We start from the raw sequence: 15,743 nt of genomic DNA on the forward strand, positions 1-15,743 counted from the left end.
GCACGCCGCCCGGCGCGTCCGGGACCGCGCCGTGGCCGAGGTCGCTGTGGAAGGAGGGGTTCCAGTGGGTCGCGAGGTAGCCGGCGAAGGCCGGCTCGGCGACGGGACGCGGAGAGTCCAGCACGCGCTGGACGGGCGGCAGTGCCCGCCACGCGCTGCCGGACGCCGTCGGCCCGGTCACACCGGCGTCCACCGTGCTCACCGCGTCCGCCGCGTCATTCGCGGCGTCGCGCTGCCTCCGGCGCCGCCCCCACCTCTCGAACATTCCCACCTTCTCCGACCTCCTTTCCCGTAGTGCTGTTACGTCTGCGCCGCCCGCTCGACCAGCGCCGCCGCCCGGGCCACGAATCCGCGCCGGTCGGCGTGCTCCAGATCGAGGATGTCGTCCACGCCCCAGTGGAAGTGGAAGGCGAGGTACGCGGTCTCCTCCTCGATCCGGTCGGCCGCGTACGTCACGATTCCCCCAGGCGGCTCCCGGCGAGTTCGACCTCGAAGGACTCCTCGCAGTGCGGGCAGGCGACCGCGGCCCGGGTGTGGCCCTCGGCGTTGATCTGCCGGTAGAAGTCCTGGAGGAAGGCCAGGTCGGAGGCGAACATGTTCTCCACGGTCCCGTCGTGGACCGACGGGAGCGTGCCCAGGCGGGTGATGACCCGGCCGAGCAGGACCACGGAGAGGTACGCGGGGTTCTCCCGGACCCGGAGGTCCCGCAGCGGCACCAGCTCGTCCCGGGCGGTGGCCAGGCGCATCGCGCCCGTGCGGTGCACGGTGCCCGACTCGTCCACGAAGCCGCGGGGCAGCTCGAACTCGAACTCCGTCCGCAGCGGTTCCTGCCGGCGTTCGGTGCCCACGGCCGGCCCCGGCCCCGGCGCCACCGCCGTCGATCCCTCGCGCCGCATCAGCCGAGCGTGAGTTCTTCGAAGGTGATGGTGACCTGCTCGGTGAGGGCGGAGGCGTCACCGGCCTTGGTCGCGCTGAGCTCGACCTTCGTGCACCAGGCGTTGCGCAGGTTGTACCGCTTCACCTCCTGCTGCTGGTAGTCCATGAAGATGATCGAGGCGTCCTTGCGGGCCGAGCCCATGTCGCCGGCGATGGAGGCCGAGATCCACTCGGTGAAGGCGGGAGACTGGGTGGCGCCGCGCGTCACCGTGCACTCGCCGGCCTTCTTCACGCCGGGCAGCTTCTTGATGATCGGCTTGCCGTCGGCCGTGACCTGCTGGAACTCGATGACGTCCTGCTCCATCGAGAGGCTGCTGACCTCCTGCAGGGTCTCGACCATGACCCCGTCGATCTGGAGGCCGAAATTGTGACTGGTGAGGGCGTCACCGGTGTCGAGGGACATGCTGGGTCACACTCCTGTTGCGTGGGTCCGGGATGCGGGAGAGGTCTGAATGGCGAGGGGAGCGGGGCGGGTCACTCCTCCAGCTCCCCGCCGCCGCCCTGGAACTGCGCGAGCCGGAACACGACGAACTCGGCCGGCTTCACCGGCGCGATGCCGATCTCGCAGACCACACGGCCGAGGTCCACGGACTCCGGCGGGTTGGTCTCCTCGTCGCACTTCACGTAGAACGCGTCCTCGGCCCGCTGGCCGAACAGCGCGCCCTGGCGCCACTCGTTGACCAGGAAGGACGAGACGTTGCGGCGGATACGGGCCCACAGCGAGGCGTCGTTGGGCTCGAAGACGACCCACTGGGTGCCGACGAGGATGGACTCCTCGAGGTAGTTGAAGTAGCGGCGGACGTTCAGGTAGCGCCAGGCCGGGTCGGAGGCGAGCGTACGGGCGCCCCACACGCGGATGCCCCGGCCGGGGAAGGCGCGGATGCAGTTCACGCCGATCGGGTTGAGCAGGTCCTGCTCGCCGCGGGTGATCTGGAGTTCGAGGTCGACGGCCCCGCGCACGATCTCGTTGGCGGGGGCCTTGTGCACGCCGCGCTCGGCGTCGTTGCGGGCCCAGACGCCGGCCATGTGGCCGGACGGCGGAACGGTGCGGGTCTGGCCGGTGGACGGGTCGAACGACTTGATCCACGGGTAGTAGACGGCGGCGTACCGCGAGTCGTAACCGGCCGACTCCTGGCGCCACTTGCGCACGTCGCGCGCGTTGAGCGCGGGCGGCGGGTCGAGGATGGCCATGCGGTCGCCCATGAGCTCGCAGTGGGCGATGAGGCCCAGCTGGACGGCCTTGACCTGTTCCGCGTCGATCAGGCCCTGCTGGTAGGCGGCCATCAGGTCGGGCACGGCGACCATGCTGATCTCGTCGTACGCCTCCAGGCCGCCGAAGCCGGTGCGGTCGGCCGAATCGCCGATGAACTGCGCCGACTCCAGGGCCGCTTCGGCCGCACCCGGCGCCACCGCGGCCGGCGCGGAAGCGGGCGCGGGCGCGGGCGGGGCCAGCGTCACGGACTGCGCCTCGGGCCGGGCGAGCTGGCCGCCGGCCGCCGCCTCCTCCAGGACGATCACCGCGGAACGCTGCCTGACCTGCGTGACCACGTAGTTGCGGGCGCTCTTCTTGGCGGAGGCGTCGTAGCTCTCGACGACCTTCTCGCCGTCCTTGACGACGAGCTTGAAGCGCTCCGGCTCGCCCTCCACGTCCTGCACCTCGACGGTCAGCGCCCCGCCGGCCTCGGTGCCCGCGGCGATGGCGGCGACCCGGAAGGTGCCGAGAGCGACGGCGTCCCCGGGCACGAGCTGCGGCTGCGCCTGCGCCTGGCCCGCGGTCACCGCGGCGACGGCCCGCGTGGCCCCCTGCGCGTCCCCGCCGCCGACCCGGACGACGTAGGCGGCGGTGCCGCCGTTGTCGAAGAAGCCGTAGACGGAGTGGGCGAGGTAGTACCCGTCCGTGAAGTCGCCGAACGAGGCCACGTACTGGGACCAGTTGGTCACGAGCACCGGCTCGTTCAGCGGTCCGGTGGGCGCGAGTCCGACGAAGGCGGCGACAGATGTGCCGACGCCCTCGATGGGGCGGGAGCCGCGGGCGACTTCCTCGATGTAGACGCCGGGGGACAGGTAGGTGGGCATGGGGCGTGGCTCTCCTGGATCACTCGATCACGGGATCGGACGGTGGCGGCGGGCGCCTGCGCGGGCCGTGCGGCATCCGCGGTCGTCGTCGGCGTCCTGACGCCACCGACTCTCGCCCGGGCCGCGGGTGCGCGGCGAGGAGGACAAGGGCAACGCGCGGGCAACGACGCGTGGCCGCGCGGGCACGACCGGGCGCCGTGCACCCGCCCGCACCGCCATCCCGCGGGAAGCCGAAAGCGGCCCTCCGGCGACCCGCGCGGTCACGGCATCCTGCCCCTGACCAGGGACGCAAGGGCAACCGCTGGCCCCGGGCGGCGACCTAGCCTCCGCCCATGACCATGTGGACCTCTCTGGACCCGGCCGATACGACCGTCGAGCCGGGCGCCCGGACCTCCGCCCGGCTGCGGGTGCGCAACACCGGGGACACCGTCGAGGAGTACCGCCTCTCGCTGGTCGGCAAACCCTCGGGCTGGTCCCGGGTGGAGCCGGAGGTCCTCCGCCTCTACCCGGGCAGCGAGGCGACCGCCGAGATCTCCTTCGCCCCGCCCCGTTCGCCGGACGTGGCCGCCGGGCCGATCCCGTACGGCGTCCGCGTCGAACCGCGCGAGAACCCGGCCGCCCGCGACGTCGTGGAAGGGCAGCTGACCGTCACGCCGTTCACCGAGGCGCGCGCCGAACTGCTGCCGCCGGCGCTCTTCGGCCGGTTCCGCGGCCGGGCCCGGATCGCCGTGGACAACGTCGGCAACACCCCGCTGACCGCGTCGCTCGTGGCGCGGGACGACGCCAACCGGCTCGTCTTCGACGTGCGGCCGAACGCCGTGCGGGTCGAGCCGGGCCGGGCCGCCTTCGCCGAACTCGCGGTGCGGCCGCAGGCGGTGCGGTGGACCGGCGGCGAGGAGTCGCACCGCTTCACCGTGGCCGTCCGGCGGTCCGGCGACGACACCTCGCTCGACCTCGACGCCACCTTCGACCAGCGCCCCGTCGTCGGCGCCTGGCTGATGGTCGTCGGCGGACTCCTGATGAGCGCCGCGATCGCCTTCGCCGTGCTCTGGTTCGGCTTCTCCCCGAAGATCGTCAGCGCCGCCAAGGACCTGCGGGCCTCGGGCGCGCCCGTGCCGGCGCCGCAGGGCGACGGCGACGAGCTGCCCACGGCGCCGCCGCCCCCGCCCGGTGCCACCGCGCCCGTGCCCGGCGACCCCGGCGGCGGCCCGACCCCGCCGTCCGGCGGCGGAGCGCGGCCGCCCGCCGACGGAGGCGGTGGCGACGGCGGGTCGGGCGGCGGGAACCCGCCGGGCGACAACACCGGCGGGCAGCCGGCGGCGCCGCCCGCCGCGAAGCCCGTCCCGCCGTGGCGCTACGGCAACCAGCCCGACGTGGTCGTCGAGTTCGCGCAGGAGCGGCTCGCCTCCATGGCCCAGGACAACCCGTGCCGGCTCACGCAGCGCTGGACCCGCGGCGTGATCGACGCGCCGACCCGCGCCTCGCTCATCTGCTACCAGCGCGCGGTCGTCCAGTCCGGCGTCGAGCAGGGCAAGAACTCGGCCGCGATCTTCGACACGGACGAGGAGGGCACCCTGGGACGCGCCACGCTCACCTCGCTCTGGGTGCAGGGCGTGCGGCCCGACCAGGTGCAGAAGGGCGGGCGCAGCATGCAGACGACGCAGGTGATGGCCGCGTTCTGGTGGGCGTACAACCGCGACTTCAGCGACGCCGACCTCAAGCGGATGCGCTCGTACGCCACCCGGGGCGTCGACTACTTCCGCAACGGCAACGAGACCCCGAGCACCTACGACAGCAACGTCTCCGACCACATCAGCACCTACCAGTCGGCCGTCGGACTGCCCGCGAACGGCACCGTCGACTGGCCGGTGCTGCGCAAGATGCTCGGCGGCTCCGTGCGCTAGCCGGGAAGCGGACGACCGTACGAAGGAGGGGGTCACCCGGGTGGGTGGCCCCCTCCTTCCGTGTCCGCGGCCGGGCGTCACGGCGCCCAGGGCACTCCCGCGTCCGGTGCGAGCCGGCCCGCCTTGCGGTACTCGCGCCGCGCCCCGGCCCGTACGTCCTCGGCGGTGACCCCCGAGCCCCGGGCCGCCGCCAGATAGCCGGCCGTCGTCGCGGCCGACCGGATCGCACCGCCCGCCAGCTCGAACTCCTTGGCGCAGCGCACGATCTCCTCGTCGACCCCCGGCTCCCGCGGCGTGCCGGCCAGGCAGGCGTGCCAGAGCACGACCCGCTGCCCGGGGTCCGGGAACGGGAACTCCACGACCAGGTCGAGCCGCCGGGTGAACGCCTCGTCGATGTTCGCCCGGAGGTTGGTGGTGAGGACGGCGATCCCGTCGAACGCCTCCAGGCGCTGGAGCAGGTACGCGCTCTCCAGGTTGGCGTAGCGGTCGTGCGAGCTCTTCACCTCCGACCGCTTGCCGAAGACGGCGTCGGCCTCGTCGAAGAGCAGCACACAGTCGGTGCGGTCCACCTCGACGAAGATCCGCTCCAGGTTCTTCTCGGTCTCGCCGACGTACTTGTCGACGACCGAGGACAGGTCCACCACATAGAGGTCCAGGCCCAGTTCGCCCGCGACGACCTCGGCGCCGAGCGTCTTGCCCGTGCCCGACTCCCCGGCGAACAGCGCGACGACGCCGCGGCCGCGGCCGCCACCCGTGCGCAGCCGCCACTCGCCGAGCACCCGGTCCCGGTCGCGGGCCCGGCCCGTCAGCTCGTGCAGCAATCCGAGGGGCTCCTCGGGAAGGACGATGTCGGCGAAGCCGACGGCCGGCCGGACCCGGCGTGCGCGGCTGTCGAGCAGCGGCGCCGAGACCAGCCGGGCCCCGCGCTGCACCTGCGCGCGGGTCAGCGCGGTGCCCTCGAACGCGGCGAGCGCCCGCGCCGTACGGGCCGCCCGGCGGATCTGCTCGCCGCTCAGCCGGTACGGGGCGGTGGCCTCGTCCAGGTCGAAGTCGCCTTCGGTGAAGCCGAGTTCGCGGTGCCACAGCGCACCGGCGGCGGCCACGGTGTCGCCCGGGGCCTCCAGGGCCACCAGGTCCCCGTCCGGCAGCCAGCCCGGGTCGGGCGCGTCGGTGCCGGCGAGGACCACCGTCACCCCGTGCCCGGCCAGCGCCCGCACCAGCGGACCCGGCTCCGCCGGCAGCGGCTCGACGACCACGGCCGCCCCGCGCAGCCGCGCCTCCCTGAGCAGCGTGCGGGCCGCCTCCGCCGAGTCCGGAGCGGCCGCCGACGCCGGGCGGCAGCGCAGCACGGGCCGCCCGGCCGCGCGCAGCGCGGCCACCACGGCGTCGGCGGCGGCGCCGGGCACCCGCTCGCGCAGATGTACGGTGACGGGACCGGCGGCCGCGACCCGCGCGGCGAGCGCGGACGGGGCCGCCTCGGCGGACTCCGCCGGCGGCAGCAACGCGACGCCCGCGCCGAGCAGATGGGCGTCCAGCCGGCCGTCGTCACCGAGCAGGTGCGCGATCACCCGTTCCGGTACGCGCAACGCCCGCCCGGGCAGCGGCCGTTCCTCGTCCTCGACGTCGAGCAGGGCCCCGGCGCGCAGCGGCGCCGCCGGATGGAAGCGGTCGCGGGCGGCCGCGTCGAAGGCGCCCGTGCCGGCGAGCTCCAGCGCCAGCTGCACCGTGGCGCGGCGCCGTCCGACGTCGTCGTTGAGATACCCGTACAGCGCCTCGAAGCCCCGGTCCACGTCCGGCGCGAGGGCCGTGACGAGGATGTGCGCGTCGAGCGCGGACAGACCGAAGGACCGGGTCAGCGCGGCGAGCCGCTCCGCCGGCGGCCCGCCGCCGTCACCCGGCAGCGGCTCACCGCTACCGGGCGCGGACGCGCGGACCGGCTCGGCCGCGAGCCGGCGCGCGGTCTCCTCGGTGACGTACAGACCGCGCAGCGGATCCGCCGCGGTCGGGTCGCCCGCGCTGCGGGCCTCCACGACGGCGGCGACCCGCTCCCGCAGCGCATCGATCACTTCGAGCAGGTCGCTCACGTCTCGCTCCCGTCCTGAAGTCTCCCGTCCCGCGTGCCGGCGCGGCGGCGCAGCGTGCGGGGCCGGGAGTCCGCGCCCGCCGCTCCGCCCGTCCCGCGGACGGTGATCTCCGCGTCGGTGACCGGCGGCGCCACGTCGTACACCGGAGTGACCGGGAACGGCGTGCTGATGACGACGTCGAGCGACGGCTTGAGCTCGCCGCCGAGCGCCGACCAGATCTCCGCCAGCGACCGCGACTCGGCGGGCGGCGCCGCGACCGTCAGCGGCAGCGTCGGGGCGAGCGAGCGCACGGACGCCGGCACCGCCTCCCCGGACAGCACCTCGTGCGGCAGCAGCGCCGCCAGCGCGCCGGCGAGCAGCAGGTGCTCGTCCTTCGGCTGCGCCGTCCAGGCGGTCACCAGGTACGACAGCCGGAACCAGCGCGGTGGCTGGATCCGGCGCGTCACGACCCCGTGCGCGTCCCGCTCGGCGAGCGCTCCGCGCTCCCGGCGTGTTACGTCCTCGCGGATGTCGTAGAGGTACGCGTTGAGCGTCGGCGCGCTGCGCCGGGCCGCCCAGTCGCGGGTCGGCGCGTCGAACGCCACCTCGCCCGCGACCGCCGTGCCGAGCAGCCGGCCCAGGGCCTCGTCTATCTCGTGGAACATCAGATGTAACCCTCGCGGAGCGCGTACGCGACGGCATGCGCCCTGTTGGTGAGCTGGAGCCGGGTCATGAGCGCGTGCAGGATGTTCTTGACGGTGCGCTCGGAGTACGCGAGCTGCTCGCTGATCTGGCGGGTCTCGAAGCCCTCGGCGAGCAGCCGCAGCACCTGCACCTCGCGCGGCGCCATCCCGAACAGCGGCACCGCTCCGTTCACGGCCGCGCCCGCCGTCGTGGCCCGCTGCAGCCGCCCGACCTGGTCGAGGAGCCGGCGCACCAGGTCCGGCGGCAGCTCCCCGTCCCCCTTGGCCGCGCTGTGGATCGCGCTCAGCAGCCGCTGCTCGGTGGCCTGGTGGCGCCAGATGATCGCGCGCACCCCGTACTCGACGACCGTCAGCAGGTCGGGCTCGCGCAGCTCGCGGGCGACGAGCACGACCCGCTGGTCCATGTCCCGTCCCAGACGCCGCAGTTCGGCCGTGGTCGGCTCGTCGATCCGGTCCGCGATCAGCACGGCGATGTGCGGCGCGTCCGCGGGCTGCTCCTCCGGCCCGGAGCGGACGTCGATGGCCGGCTGATGCCTCAAGTGGCTGATCAGTCCCGCCTTGCTGAGCGGATCGGACGAGTGGACCGTCACCGACACCCGCATGGTGAGCACGTCAGCCACCTGCACTTTCCCCCTTGTGCGGCCGTCCGCGTCCCACCGGGCACCTGGTCGGGGTACCGGGCCGGACGGCCGCAGCCCTTCCGTCGTCGGTCCGCGGCGAAGAGTCGGCCACGGTGTGTACGACAGACTTCCGCCTCGCACTAACGTTCCGCTGCCGCGGTGCTAATGCGTGGCCGCTGCAACGGTCCGCGGCGGGGCCGAGCCGTCCTCGTACAGGACCTTCGGAGTGCCCGTGCCGTCGGCCGGTACGGTCCACGTGTCGTCGGTGTCGGCCCGGTCCTCGGCGGGCATCGCGTAGCCGATCGTCGCGTCGTCGAGCCAGACCGCCTGGTCGTCGACGCTGCGCTTCTCGGCGAGCGGCGTGGACTTCAACGTCCTGAGGTCGAGGACGTGTTCGCGCCACAGGGCACTCTTGCCGAGCACCCGCTTCTTGTACGCGACCCGGGTGCCGTCCGGCGACAGCGACGGGCACTCCACGTTCCGGGCGACCGTGGTGACCGTACGGGCGGAGAGCGAGCCGCGCACGAGGTAGGTCTGCTCCTGGGTGCTCAGCGTGGCGTAGAAGGTGTCGTCGTCGGTGGCGAAGGTGACGCCCCAGAAGTTGACGTCGGCGTTCCGGTACGGCCGGCCGTCCAGGACGATCCGGAACTCCTCCAGGTTCGCCGCGAACGTCCCGTCGCGGGTGTCGAGGATCGCGGTGCGGGTGGAGAAGAACGCCGAGCCGTACGACTCGCCCTTCACGAACACCGTCCAGGCGGCCAGGTGCCCGCTCGGCGAGACCCGGGCGCGGCTCGGGATGCCGGCCAGCGGATACGACCTCACGGTGCGCAGTCGCGCGTCGAGGATCTGCGCGCGGTAGGCGGGTCGGCCGAGCACGGTGGTGGACTGGAGGCAGACACCGGTGCCGGCGGCCGAGTGGAAGCGCAGGCAGCTGACGTCCGAGGCGGTGCGGACCGCGCCGGCGGGCGAGGCCACCGGGACGGAGACCAGCCGGTCGCGCCGCGGGCCCGCGGCCGTGTTGCGGAAGACCATCCGGCCCGGCGCGTCCAGGGTCACCTTCCCGTCCGCGAACGCGGGGCCGCCCGGGCGCGGCTTGTTCTCCTCCGCCGCCCGGTCGGCCGCCGAGAGCACCGACCAGGCCCCGACGCCCGCGAGCAGCAGCACCCCGGCGGCGAGGACGAGCAGACGGCGCAGCGGCGTGAGGGTCATCGCGGATCTCCCGAGGGGCGCAGGGCCACGCCGGCGGCCGCCGCGCAGCAGGCGAGGCCGGCGGCCGCCGCGGCGAGCGCGGGGCCGTCACCCCACGTGGACCACACGGCGCCGAAGGCCAGGGAACAGCAGAAGCGGGCCAGTGCCTGACCGGTGCCGACCAGGGCGATGCCGCTGGCCCGCAGCCGCTCCGGCACCACGGCGGCCACGGCCGCCGGCAGCACGCCGTCGGTCGCCGCGTAGAAGGCGCCGTGCAGGGCGAGCACCAGATACGGCAGGGCGGGCGTGGCCGGCGCCCACAGCAGCAGCCCGTACGCCACGAGCAGCCCGGCGTGCCCCGCGAGGAACACGCTCCGGCGCCCCACCCGGTCCGCGAGCCGCCCGACGGGCAGCGCGAGCAGCAGGAACACGGTCGCGGTGCCGAGCGGAAGCAGCGGGAACAACTGCTCGTCGAGCCCGGTACGGCGTTGCATCAGCAAGTAGAGGAACGCGTCGCTGACCGTGGTCAGCCCCAGCAGCACCGCGCAGCCGAACAGCACCCGCAGGCGGCGGGTCCGCAGCAGGCCGAAGGCCGCCCGCAGATCCACCTTCGGCTGCCCGGACGGATCCGGCTTCGCCGGCCGCCTGCCGCCCGGCACGAACAGCAGGAGCACCAGCACGCCGAGCGCCGCCACGCACCCGCTGACCGCGAACACCGCGTCGTAACCCCCGGTGGCCACGCCCAGGATGAGGAACGCGGCCATCGGGCCGAGCAGCGCGCCCGTGGTGTCCATCGCCCGGTGCAGGCCGAACGCCCGGCCCTGCCGCTCCGGCGGCGCCGACAGCGAGATCAGCGCGTCGCGCGGGGCGGTGCGCAGGCCCTTGCCCGTACGGTCCAGGGCCAGGGCGGCGCCCAGCGCGCCCAGGTGGTGGACCAGGAGCAGCGGCTTCACCAGCGCCGACAGGCCGTACCCGATCGCGGCCACCAGCTTGTGGTCGCGCACCCGGTCGGCGAGGTGGCCGCCGGTGAGCTGGACCAGGGCGGACACCCCGTTCTGCAGCCCGTCGAGCATGCCGAAGCCCAGCGGGCTCAGCCCGAGGCCCATCACCAGGTACAGCGGCAGCACGGCGCTGACCATCTCGCTGGACACATCGGTGATCAGACTGACGGTGCCGAGGGCCAGCACGGTCGGCGGGACCGCGCGGAGCGCGGCGCGCGGTCCGCGGCCCGGCGCCGTCGTGGTCGTGCCGGACGGGTCCGATGGGCCCCGGGGCGCGGAACGGTCGGCCAGATACACGGGTGAGGGACTCCAGCCTCGTCGAGCGGGTGAGCGCGGGGCCACTGTAACCGGCGGACCGTGCCGGAAGGGCGCGATCGGTGCGGCTTCGAGACTGCTTGCCACCAATTCCGCGAAAGGCGTCATCGTCACCGTGTTGTGCGCCTATCTTCCCGTTGTACGCTGCGAGTTGAGCACAACGTTCGCGCTGTGCGCAGGGGGTGTTCGTGGGGGTTTCACCGGCAGGCGGCCGAAGCGTCGACGCTTCGACGCCGACTGCCCGTCTCGTCATGTCCAGCAGTCCCAGCTGCCACAGCTGTCACTGCTGTCTCATCGGTTCTCTCATCAGTTCTCTCATCACCAGCTAGGCGCGCCGGGATCCGCGCGGCCCGGCACCTGGGGTGCCGTGCCGCGATGCCGCCTTGCGCGCATATCTGACCAGCCAGCCGATCCGGACCAGCCGCTCTGGTCCGGGACCGACCCGAGGGGGGTGGGTGTGTCCGTTCGTCCTGCCAACACACCCGACATGCCACGCAGTTCACGGATGACCGAATTGGCGGCGGCCGACCGGCCGCTGCACGACCTCGCCGTCCGGCTGCTCGCCGTGGCCGAGCGCGGCCTGCCGCGGATGCTGACGCCGGAGGGGACCGGCTTCGTCTTCACCCGCGCCGCACGGCCCGGCACCACCACACTGGAGCAGCGCGGCACCAGCCTCCGCTACGCCGCCATCACCGCGCTCGGCGTGCGCTTCCTGCCCGAGGACCGGCAGCGCGCCGTGCTCGGCGGCCGCACCGCCGAGGAGTTCACCGGACTGCTCGTCGAGCGGCTGCCCGGGGTGGGCAACCTCGGCGACGCCGCCCTCATCGCCTGGGCCGCCGCCGAGACCGGCCACCCCAAGCTCGCGGACGCGCTCGACCGGGTCGCCGCCCTGGACCCGCCCGGCCGGCCCCAGTACACGGTGGAGGCCGCCTGGGTGCTCTCCGCCTACACCGCCGCCCGCGCCACCGCCGACGTCGAGGACCGGCTGACCGCGGCCCGCGACCGCCTGCTGCGCGCCCGCATCGGCGACAGCCCGCTCTTCCCGCACGCCACCGGACCCGGCCCGAACCCCTGGTACCGCGAGCACATCGGCTGCTTCGCCGACCAGACCTACCCCCTCCAGGCCCTCGCCCGCGCCCACGCGAGCGGCGACGACCCGGAGGCGCTCGCCGCCGCCGACGCCTGCGCCACCCGCATCTGCGCGCTCCAGGGCGCCGGCGGCCAGTGGTGGTGGCACTACGACGCCCGCCGCGGCACCGTCGTCGAGGGCTACCCCGTCTACAGCGTCCACCAGCACGCCATGGCGCCCACCGCGCTGCTCGACCTCGCCGAGGCCGGCGGCACCGACTTCGGCGAGCCCGTCCGGCGCGGCCTGCGCTGGATGAGCGAGGTCCCCGAACTCGCCGCCTCGGGGAGCCGCGAGCCGATGATCCTCGACGACTTCGGCGTCACCTGGCGCAAGGTGTACCGCGGCGACCCGAAGAAGGCCGTGCGCGCCGCCCGCGGCGTCGCCACCCGACTGGTGCCGGGCCTGCGGCTCGGCGCGCTGGACGCCGTCTTCCGGCCCACCGCCGTGGACCGCGAGTGCCGCCCGTACGAGTTCGGCTGGATGATGCACGCCTGGCTCGGCTCCCTCGCCGCCACCGGAGCCTCCAACGACACGGAGGCCGGGGCGAGATGAGCACGCGTCAGAACCTGTTCGGCGTCACGCTCGACGCCCTCACCATGGACGGGACCGTCGAGCGCTGCCTCGCCGCCGTCCGCGCCGGCGAGCGCCTGGAGATCGGCGTCGTCAACGCCGCCAAGCTGGTCAACATGCGCCGCGACCCGGCCCTCGCCCGGGCCGTCTCCGGCTGCGACCTGGTCCTCGCCGACGGCCAGGCCGTCGTGTGGGCCGCCCGGCTGCTCCGCCGCCCGCTGCCCGAACGCGTCGCCGGCATCGACCTGTTCATGCGGCTGCTCGCCGAGGCCGAGGCCGCCGGGCACTCCGTCTACCTCCTCGGCGCCAAGCAGGACGTCCTGGAACAGATGCTCCGGCGGATCGCGGTCCGCTTCCCCGGCCTGCGCGTCGCCGGCAGCCGCAACGGCTACTTCGACGACAGCGAGCAGCCCGTCATCGCCGACGCCATCGCGGCCAGCGGCGCCGACATGCTGTTCCTCGGGATGACCTCGCCCAAGAAGGAGATCTTCACCGCCGGTTACGGCGAGCGCAGCAAGGTGTCGCTCGTGCACGGCGTCGGCGGCTCCTTCGACATCCTCGCCGGGGTCACCCGCCGCGCCCCCGAGCGCTGGCAGCGGCTCGGCCTCGAATGGCTGTACCGGACCCTGCAGGAACCGCGCCGGCTCGGCCGCCGCTACCTCACCACCAACGTCTCCTTCGCCCTCATGACGGGGCGGGAGCTGCTCCGCCGTACCGCCTCACCGTCGATCAGCACCGCAAGCAGGGGGGAATCGTGATGCGCGTCGTCGTCGTGGGACAGGGGTACGTCGGACTGCCGCTGGCCATCCGGGCGGCCGAGACCGGCCACGAGGTCGTCGGCTACGACGTGGACACCGAGCGGGTCAAGAGCCTCGCCGCGGGCGAGTCGTACGTCGAGGACGTGTCCGCCGAGCGGATCCGCGCCGCCCTGGACGCCGGCACCTACCGGGCCACCGACTCCGTGCGGGACTGCGGCGGCTTCGACGTCGCCGTCGTCACCGTGCCCACCCCGCTGCACGAGGGCACCCCGGACCTGACCTACATCGAGGAGTCGGCCCGCTCCCTGGCCCGCTACCTGCGGCCCGGCGCGACCGTGATCCTGGAGTCGACCACCTATCCCGGCACCACCCAGGAGCTCTTCGGCCCGCTCCTCGAAGAGGGCTCCGGGCTCGTCGCCGGATCCGACTTCCACCTCGGCTACAGCCCCGAGCGGATCGACCCCGGCAACCCGGTCTGGGGCTTCGAGCAGACCCCGAAGATCGTCTCCGGCGTGGACGCGGCCTCCCTCAAGGCCGTCCAGGACTTCTACGACGGCCTCGTCGACACCACCGTGCCCGTCGGCTCGCCCAAGGAGGCCGAGCTGGCGAAGCTCCTGGAGAACACCTTCCGGCACGTCAACATCGCCCTCGTCAACGAGATAGCGATGTTCGCCCGCCACCTCGACATCGACGTGTGGCAGGCCATCGACGCCGCCTCCAGCAAGCCCTTCGGCTTCATGCGCTTCACGCCCGGACCCGGCGTCGGCGGCCACTGCCTGCCCATCGACCCGTCCTACCTGTCCTGGCGGGTGCAGCGCGAACTCGGCCAGTCCTTCCGCTTCGTCGAGCTCGCCAACGACATCAACAACCACATGCCCGACTACGTCACCCGGCGCCTGGTCAACGCCTTCAACACACGCAAGCGCGCCGTCAACGGCTCGCGCATCCTCCTCCTCGGCCTCGCCTACAAGAAGAACACCGGCGACGCCCGCGAGTCGCCCGCGCTGCCCATCTCCCAGCTCCTGCTCGACATGGGCGCCGAGGTCCGGGCCGCCGACCCGCACGTCGTCGAGGGCCACAACGTCAACACCGACACCCGGCTCGTACGCGTCGAGCTCACCGAGGAGGAACTGACCGCCGCCGACGCGGTGGTGCTCGTCACCGACCACGACGCCTTCGACTACGCGCTCGTCGAGGCCCACGCCGACTACGTACTCGACTGCCGGCGCCGGCTGAGCGGTCCCAGGATCGAGGTGCTCTAAACCGTATGCGCATCATCTGCGTCGCGGGCGCACGGCCCAACTACATGAAGATCAAACCGGTGATGGACGCCCTGGAGAACCAGGGCGCCGAGGTGTTCCTCGTCCACACCGGGCAGCACTACGACCCGGCGATGAACGACGTCTTCTTCCAGGACCTCGGTCTGCGCCCGCCCGACCGCTTCCTCGGCGTCGGCTCCGGCAGCCACGCGGCCCAGACCGGGCGGGTGATGACCGCCTTCGAGCCGCTCGTCGACGAACTGGCCCCGGACGCCGTCGTGGTGGTCGGCGACGTCAACTCCACCCTCGCCTGCGCCCTGGTCACCGCCAAGGCCGACCCGCTGCTCGCGCACGTCGAGGCGGGCCTGCGCAGCCGCGACTGGTCCATGCCCGAGGAGGTCAACCGCGTCGCCACCGACCGGGTCAGCGACTACCTGCTCGCCCCGTCCCACGACGCCGCCGACAACCTGCGCGCCGAGGGCTACCACGACGACCAGATCCACGTCGTGGGCAACGTCATGATCGACACCCTCTTCGCCAACCTGGAGCGGGCCGAGCGGTCGGACGTCCTCGGCCGGCTCGGGTACGAGACCGGCGCGTACGGCCTCGTCACCCTCCACCGGCCCGCCAACGTCGACGACCCGGAGGTCCTCGCCGGGCTGCTGAAGGGCCTCGGCGAGGTCGCCGCGCACTGCCCGCTCGTGCTGCCCGTGCACCCCCGGGCCGCCGAGAAGCTGAACGCGCTCGGCGTGCCCGACGGCATCCGGCTCGTACCGCCCGCCGGCTACCTCGACTTCATCGCCCTCCAGGCCGGCGCGCGGATCGTGCTCACCGACTCCGGCGGCGTCCAGGAGGAGACCACCGCCCTCGGCGTGCCGTGCGTGACGCTGCGGGACAACACCGAGCGCCCGATCACCGTCGACCAGGGCACCAACGTCCTGGCCGGCCGCGACCCCGCCCGGATCGTCGCCACCGCCCTGCGGATCCTGGCCGACCCGCCGCCGCCCCGCCGCCCCGAACTCTGGGACGGCCGGGCCGGCGAGCGGATCGCCCGGGTGCTCCTGGACGGCGGCACGGCGGCGAAACGCCCCCGTCCCACCGATCACCGCTGACGTCACCGGCGACGGCCGGCCCGCGCCGGCCGTCGCCGACCCGGCGTCACCCGTTTCACCGACACCGCAGACCGCCGACGTGGTGATCGCGAAGGACTCACGTCCGCT

Annotated in this window: 14 protein-coding genes; 5 read left to right on the forward strand and 9 right to left on the reverse strand. The window is 73.8% G+C overall.

What is annotated here, in order from left to right; all coding sequences use genetic code 11:
• Positions 1-300: 300 nt before the first annotated feature.
• The 4 genes from ACFYU9_RS15220 to ACFYU9_RS15235 all read right to left on the reverse strand — a co-directional run bounded on the left by ACFYU9_RS15220 (position 301) and on the right by ACFYU9_RS15235 (position 3,012).
• A complete protein-coding gene (locus ACFYU9_RS15220; RefSeq protein ID WP_389344937.1) occupies positions 301-456 on the reverse strand; it encodes a hypothetical protein in 156 nt (51 codons plus the stop codon).
• Positions 453-896, reverse strand: a complete 444-nt coding sequence (locus ACFYU9_RS15225; protein ID WP_389217532.1) for a hypothetical protein — start codon at positions 894-896, stop codon at positions 453-455. The genes ACFYU9_RS15220 and ACFYU9_RS15225 overlap by 4 nt, the downstream gene beginning before the upstream one ends.
• Entirely contained in the window at positions 896-1,339 is a 444-nt protein-coding gene (locus ACFYU9_RS15230; protein WP_389217535.1) for a phage tail protein, read from the reverse strand. Before ACFYU9_RS15230 ends, ACFYU9_RS15225 begins: the two co-directional genes overlap by 1 nt.
• A 71-nt stretch (positions 1,340-1,410) precedes the next feature.
• Positions 1,411-3,012 carry a phage tail sheath family protein gene (locus ACFYU9_RS15235; RefSeq protein ID WP_389217538.1) on the reverse strand — a complete coding sequence of 534 codons (1,602 nt, stop codon included), beginning with the start codon at positions 3,010-3,012 and terminating at the stop codon, positions 1,411-1,413.
• A 332-nt stretch (positions 3,013-3,344) separates the two neighbouring features.
• Between ACFYU9_RS15235 and ACFYU9_RS15240 the strand changes: the two genes are divergently transcribed.
• Positions 3,345-4,916, forward strand: coding sequence for a hydrolase (locus tag ACFYU9_RS15240; protein ID WP_389344939.1), 1,572 nt, complete (start codon positions 3,345-3,347; stop codon positions 4,914-4,916).
• A gap of 77 nt (positions 4,917-4,993) precedes the next feature.
• Here the strand turns inward: ACFYU9_RS15240 and ACFYU9_RS15245 are convergent, their stop codons facing one another.
• The 5 genes from ACFYU9_RS15245 to ACFYU9_RS15265 all read right to left on the reverse strand — a co-directional run bounded on the left by ACFYU9_RS15245 (position 4,994) and on the right by ACFYU9_RS15265 (position 10,789).
• A complete protein-coding gene (locus ACFYU9_RS15245; protein ID WP_389217544.1) occupies positions 4,994-7,000 on the reverse strand; it encodes an AAA family ATPase in 2,007 nt (668 codons plus the stop codon).
• On the reverse strand, positions 6,997-7,644 hold the full coding sequence (locus ACFYU9_RS15250) for a DUF4255 domain-containing protein (RefSeq protein WP_389344941.1): 648 nt from the start codon (positions 7,642-7,644) through the stop codon (positions 6,997-6,999). The genes ACFYU9_RS15245 and ACFYU9_RS15250 overlap by 4 nt, the downstream gene beginning before the upstream one ends.
• Positions 7,644-8,294, reverse strand: a complete 651-nt coding sequence (locus tag ACFYU9_RS15255; protein WP_389217746.1) for a response regulator transcription factor — start codon at positions 8,292-8,294, stop codon at positions 7,644-7,646. Before ACFYU9_RS15255 ends, ACFYU9_RS15250 begins: the two co-directional genes overlap by 1 nt.
• A gap of 171 nt (positions 8,295-8,465) precedes the next feature.
• Positions 8,466-9,512: a TolB-like translocation protein gene (locus tag ACFYU9_RS15260; RefSeq protein WP_389217551.1), complete on the reverse strand. Its 1,047-nt coding sequence runs from the start codon at positions 9,510-9,512 to the stop codon at positions 8,466-8,468.
• Complete coding sequence (locus ACFYU9_RS15265) at positions 9,509-10,789, reverse strand: MFS transporter (RefSeq protein ID WP_389217554.1); 1,281 nt, start codon at positions 10,787-10,789, stop codon at positions 9,509-9,511. Before ACFYU9_RS15265 ends, ACFYU9_RS15260 begins: the two co-directional genes overlap by 4 nt.
• A 523-nt stretch (positions 10,790-11,312) precedes the next feature.
• On the opposite strand from ACFYU9_RS15265, the gene ACFYU9_RS15270 reads away from it, so the two are divergent.
• The 4 genes from ACFYU9_RS15270 to wecB are packed head-to-tail and all read left to right on the forward strand — an operon-like array spanning position 11,313 to position 15,635.
• Positions 11,313-12,488 (forward strand): hypothetical protein, encoded by a 1,176-nt coding sequence (locus ACFYU9_RS15270; protein WP_389344943.1) that lies wholly within the window; start codon positions 11,313-11,315, stop codon positions 12,486-12,488.
• Positions 12,485-13,264 carry a WecB/TagA/CpsF family glycosyltransferase gene (locus ACFYU9_RS15275; protein WP_389344945.1) on the forward strand — a complete coding sequence of 260 codons (780 nt, stop codon included), beginning with the start codon at positions 12,485-12,487 and terminating at the stop codon, positions 13,262-13,264. The genes ACFYU9_RS15270 and ACFYU9_RS15275 overlap by 4 nt, the downstream gene beginning before the upstream one ends.
• Positions 13,264-14,526, forward strand: coding sequence for a nucleotide sugar dehydrogenase (locus ACFYU9_RS15280; protein ID WP_389344946.1), 1,263 nt, complete (start codon positions 13,264-13,266; stop codon positions 14,524-14,526). Before ACFYU9_RS15275 ends, ACFYU9_RS15280 begins: the two co-directional genes overlap by 1 nt.
• Positions 14,527-14,531: 5 nt before the next feature.
• A complete protein-coding gene (gene wecB / locus ACFYU9_RS15285; RefSeq protein ID WP_389344948.1) occupies positions 14,532-15,635 on the forward strand; it encodes a non-hydrolyzing UDP-N-acetylglucosamine 2-epimerase in 1,104 nt (367 codons plus the stop codon).
• The last annotated feature ends 108 nt before the right edge of the window (positions 15,636-15,743 follow it).

The organism is Streptomyces sp. NPDC004327, from assembly GCF_042873935.1.
In the GTDB taxonomy this organism is placed as follows: domain Bacteria; phylum Actinomycetota; class Actinomycetes; order Streptomycetales; family Streptomycetaceae; genus Streptomyces.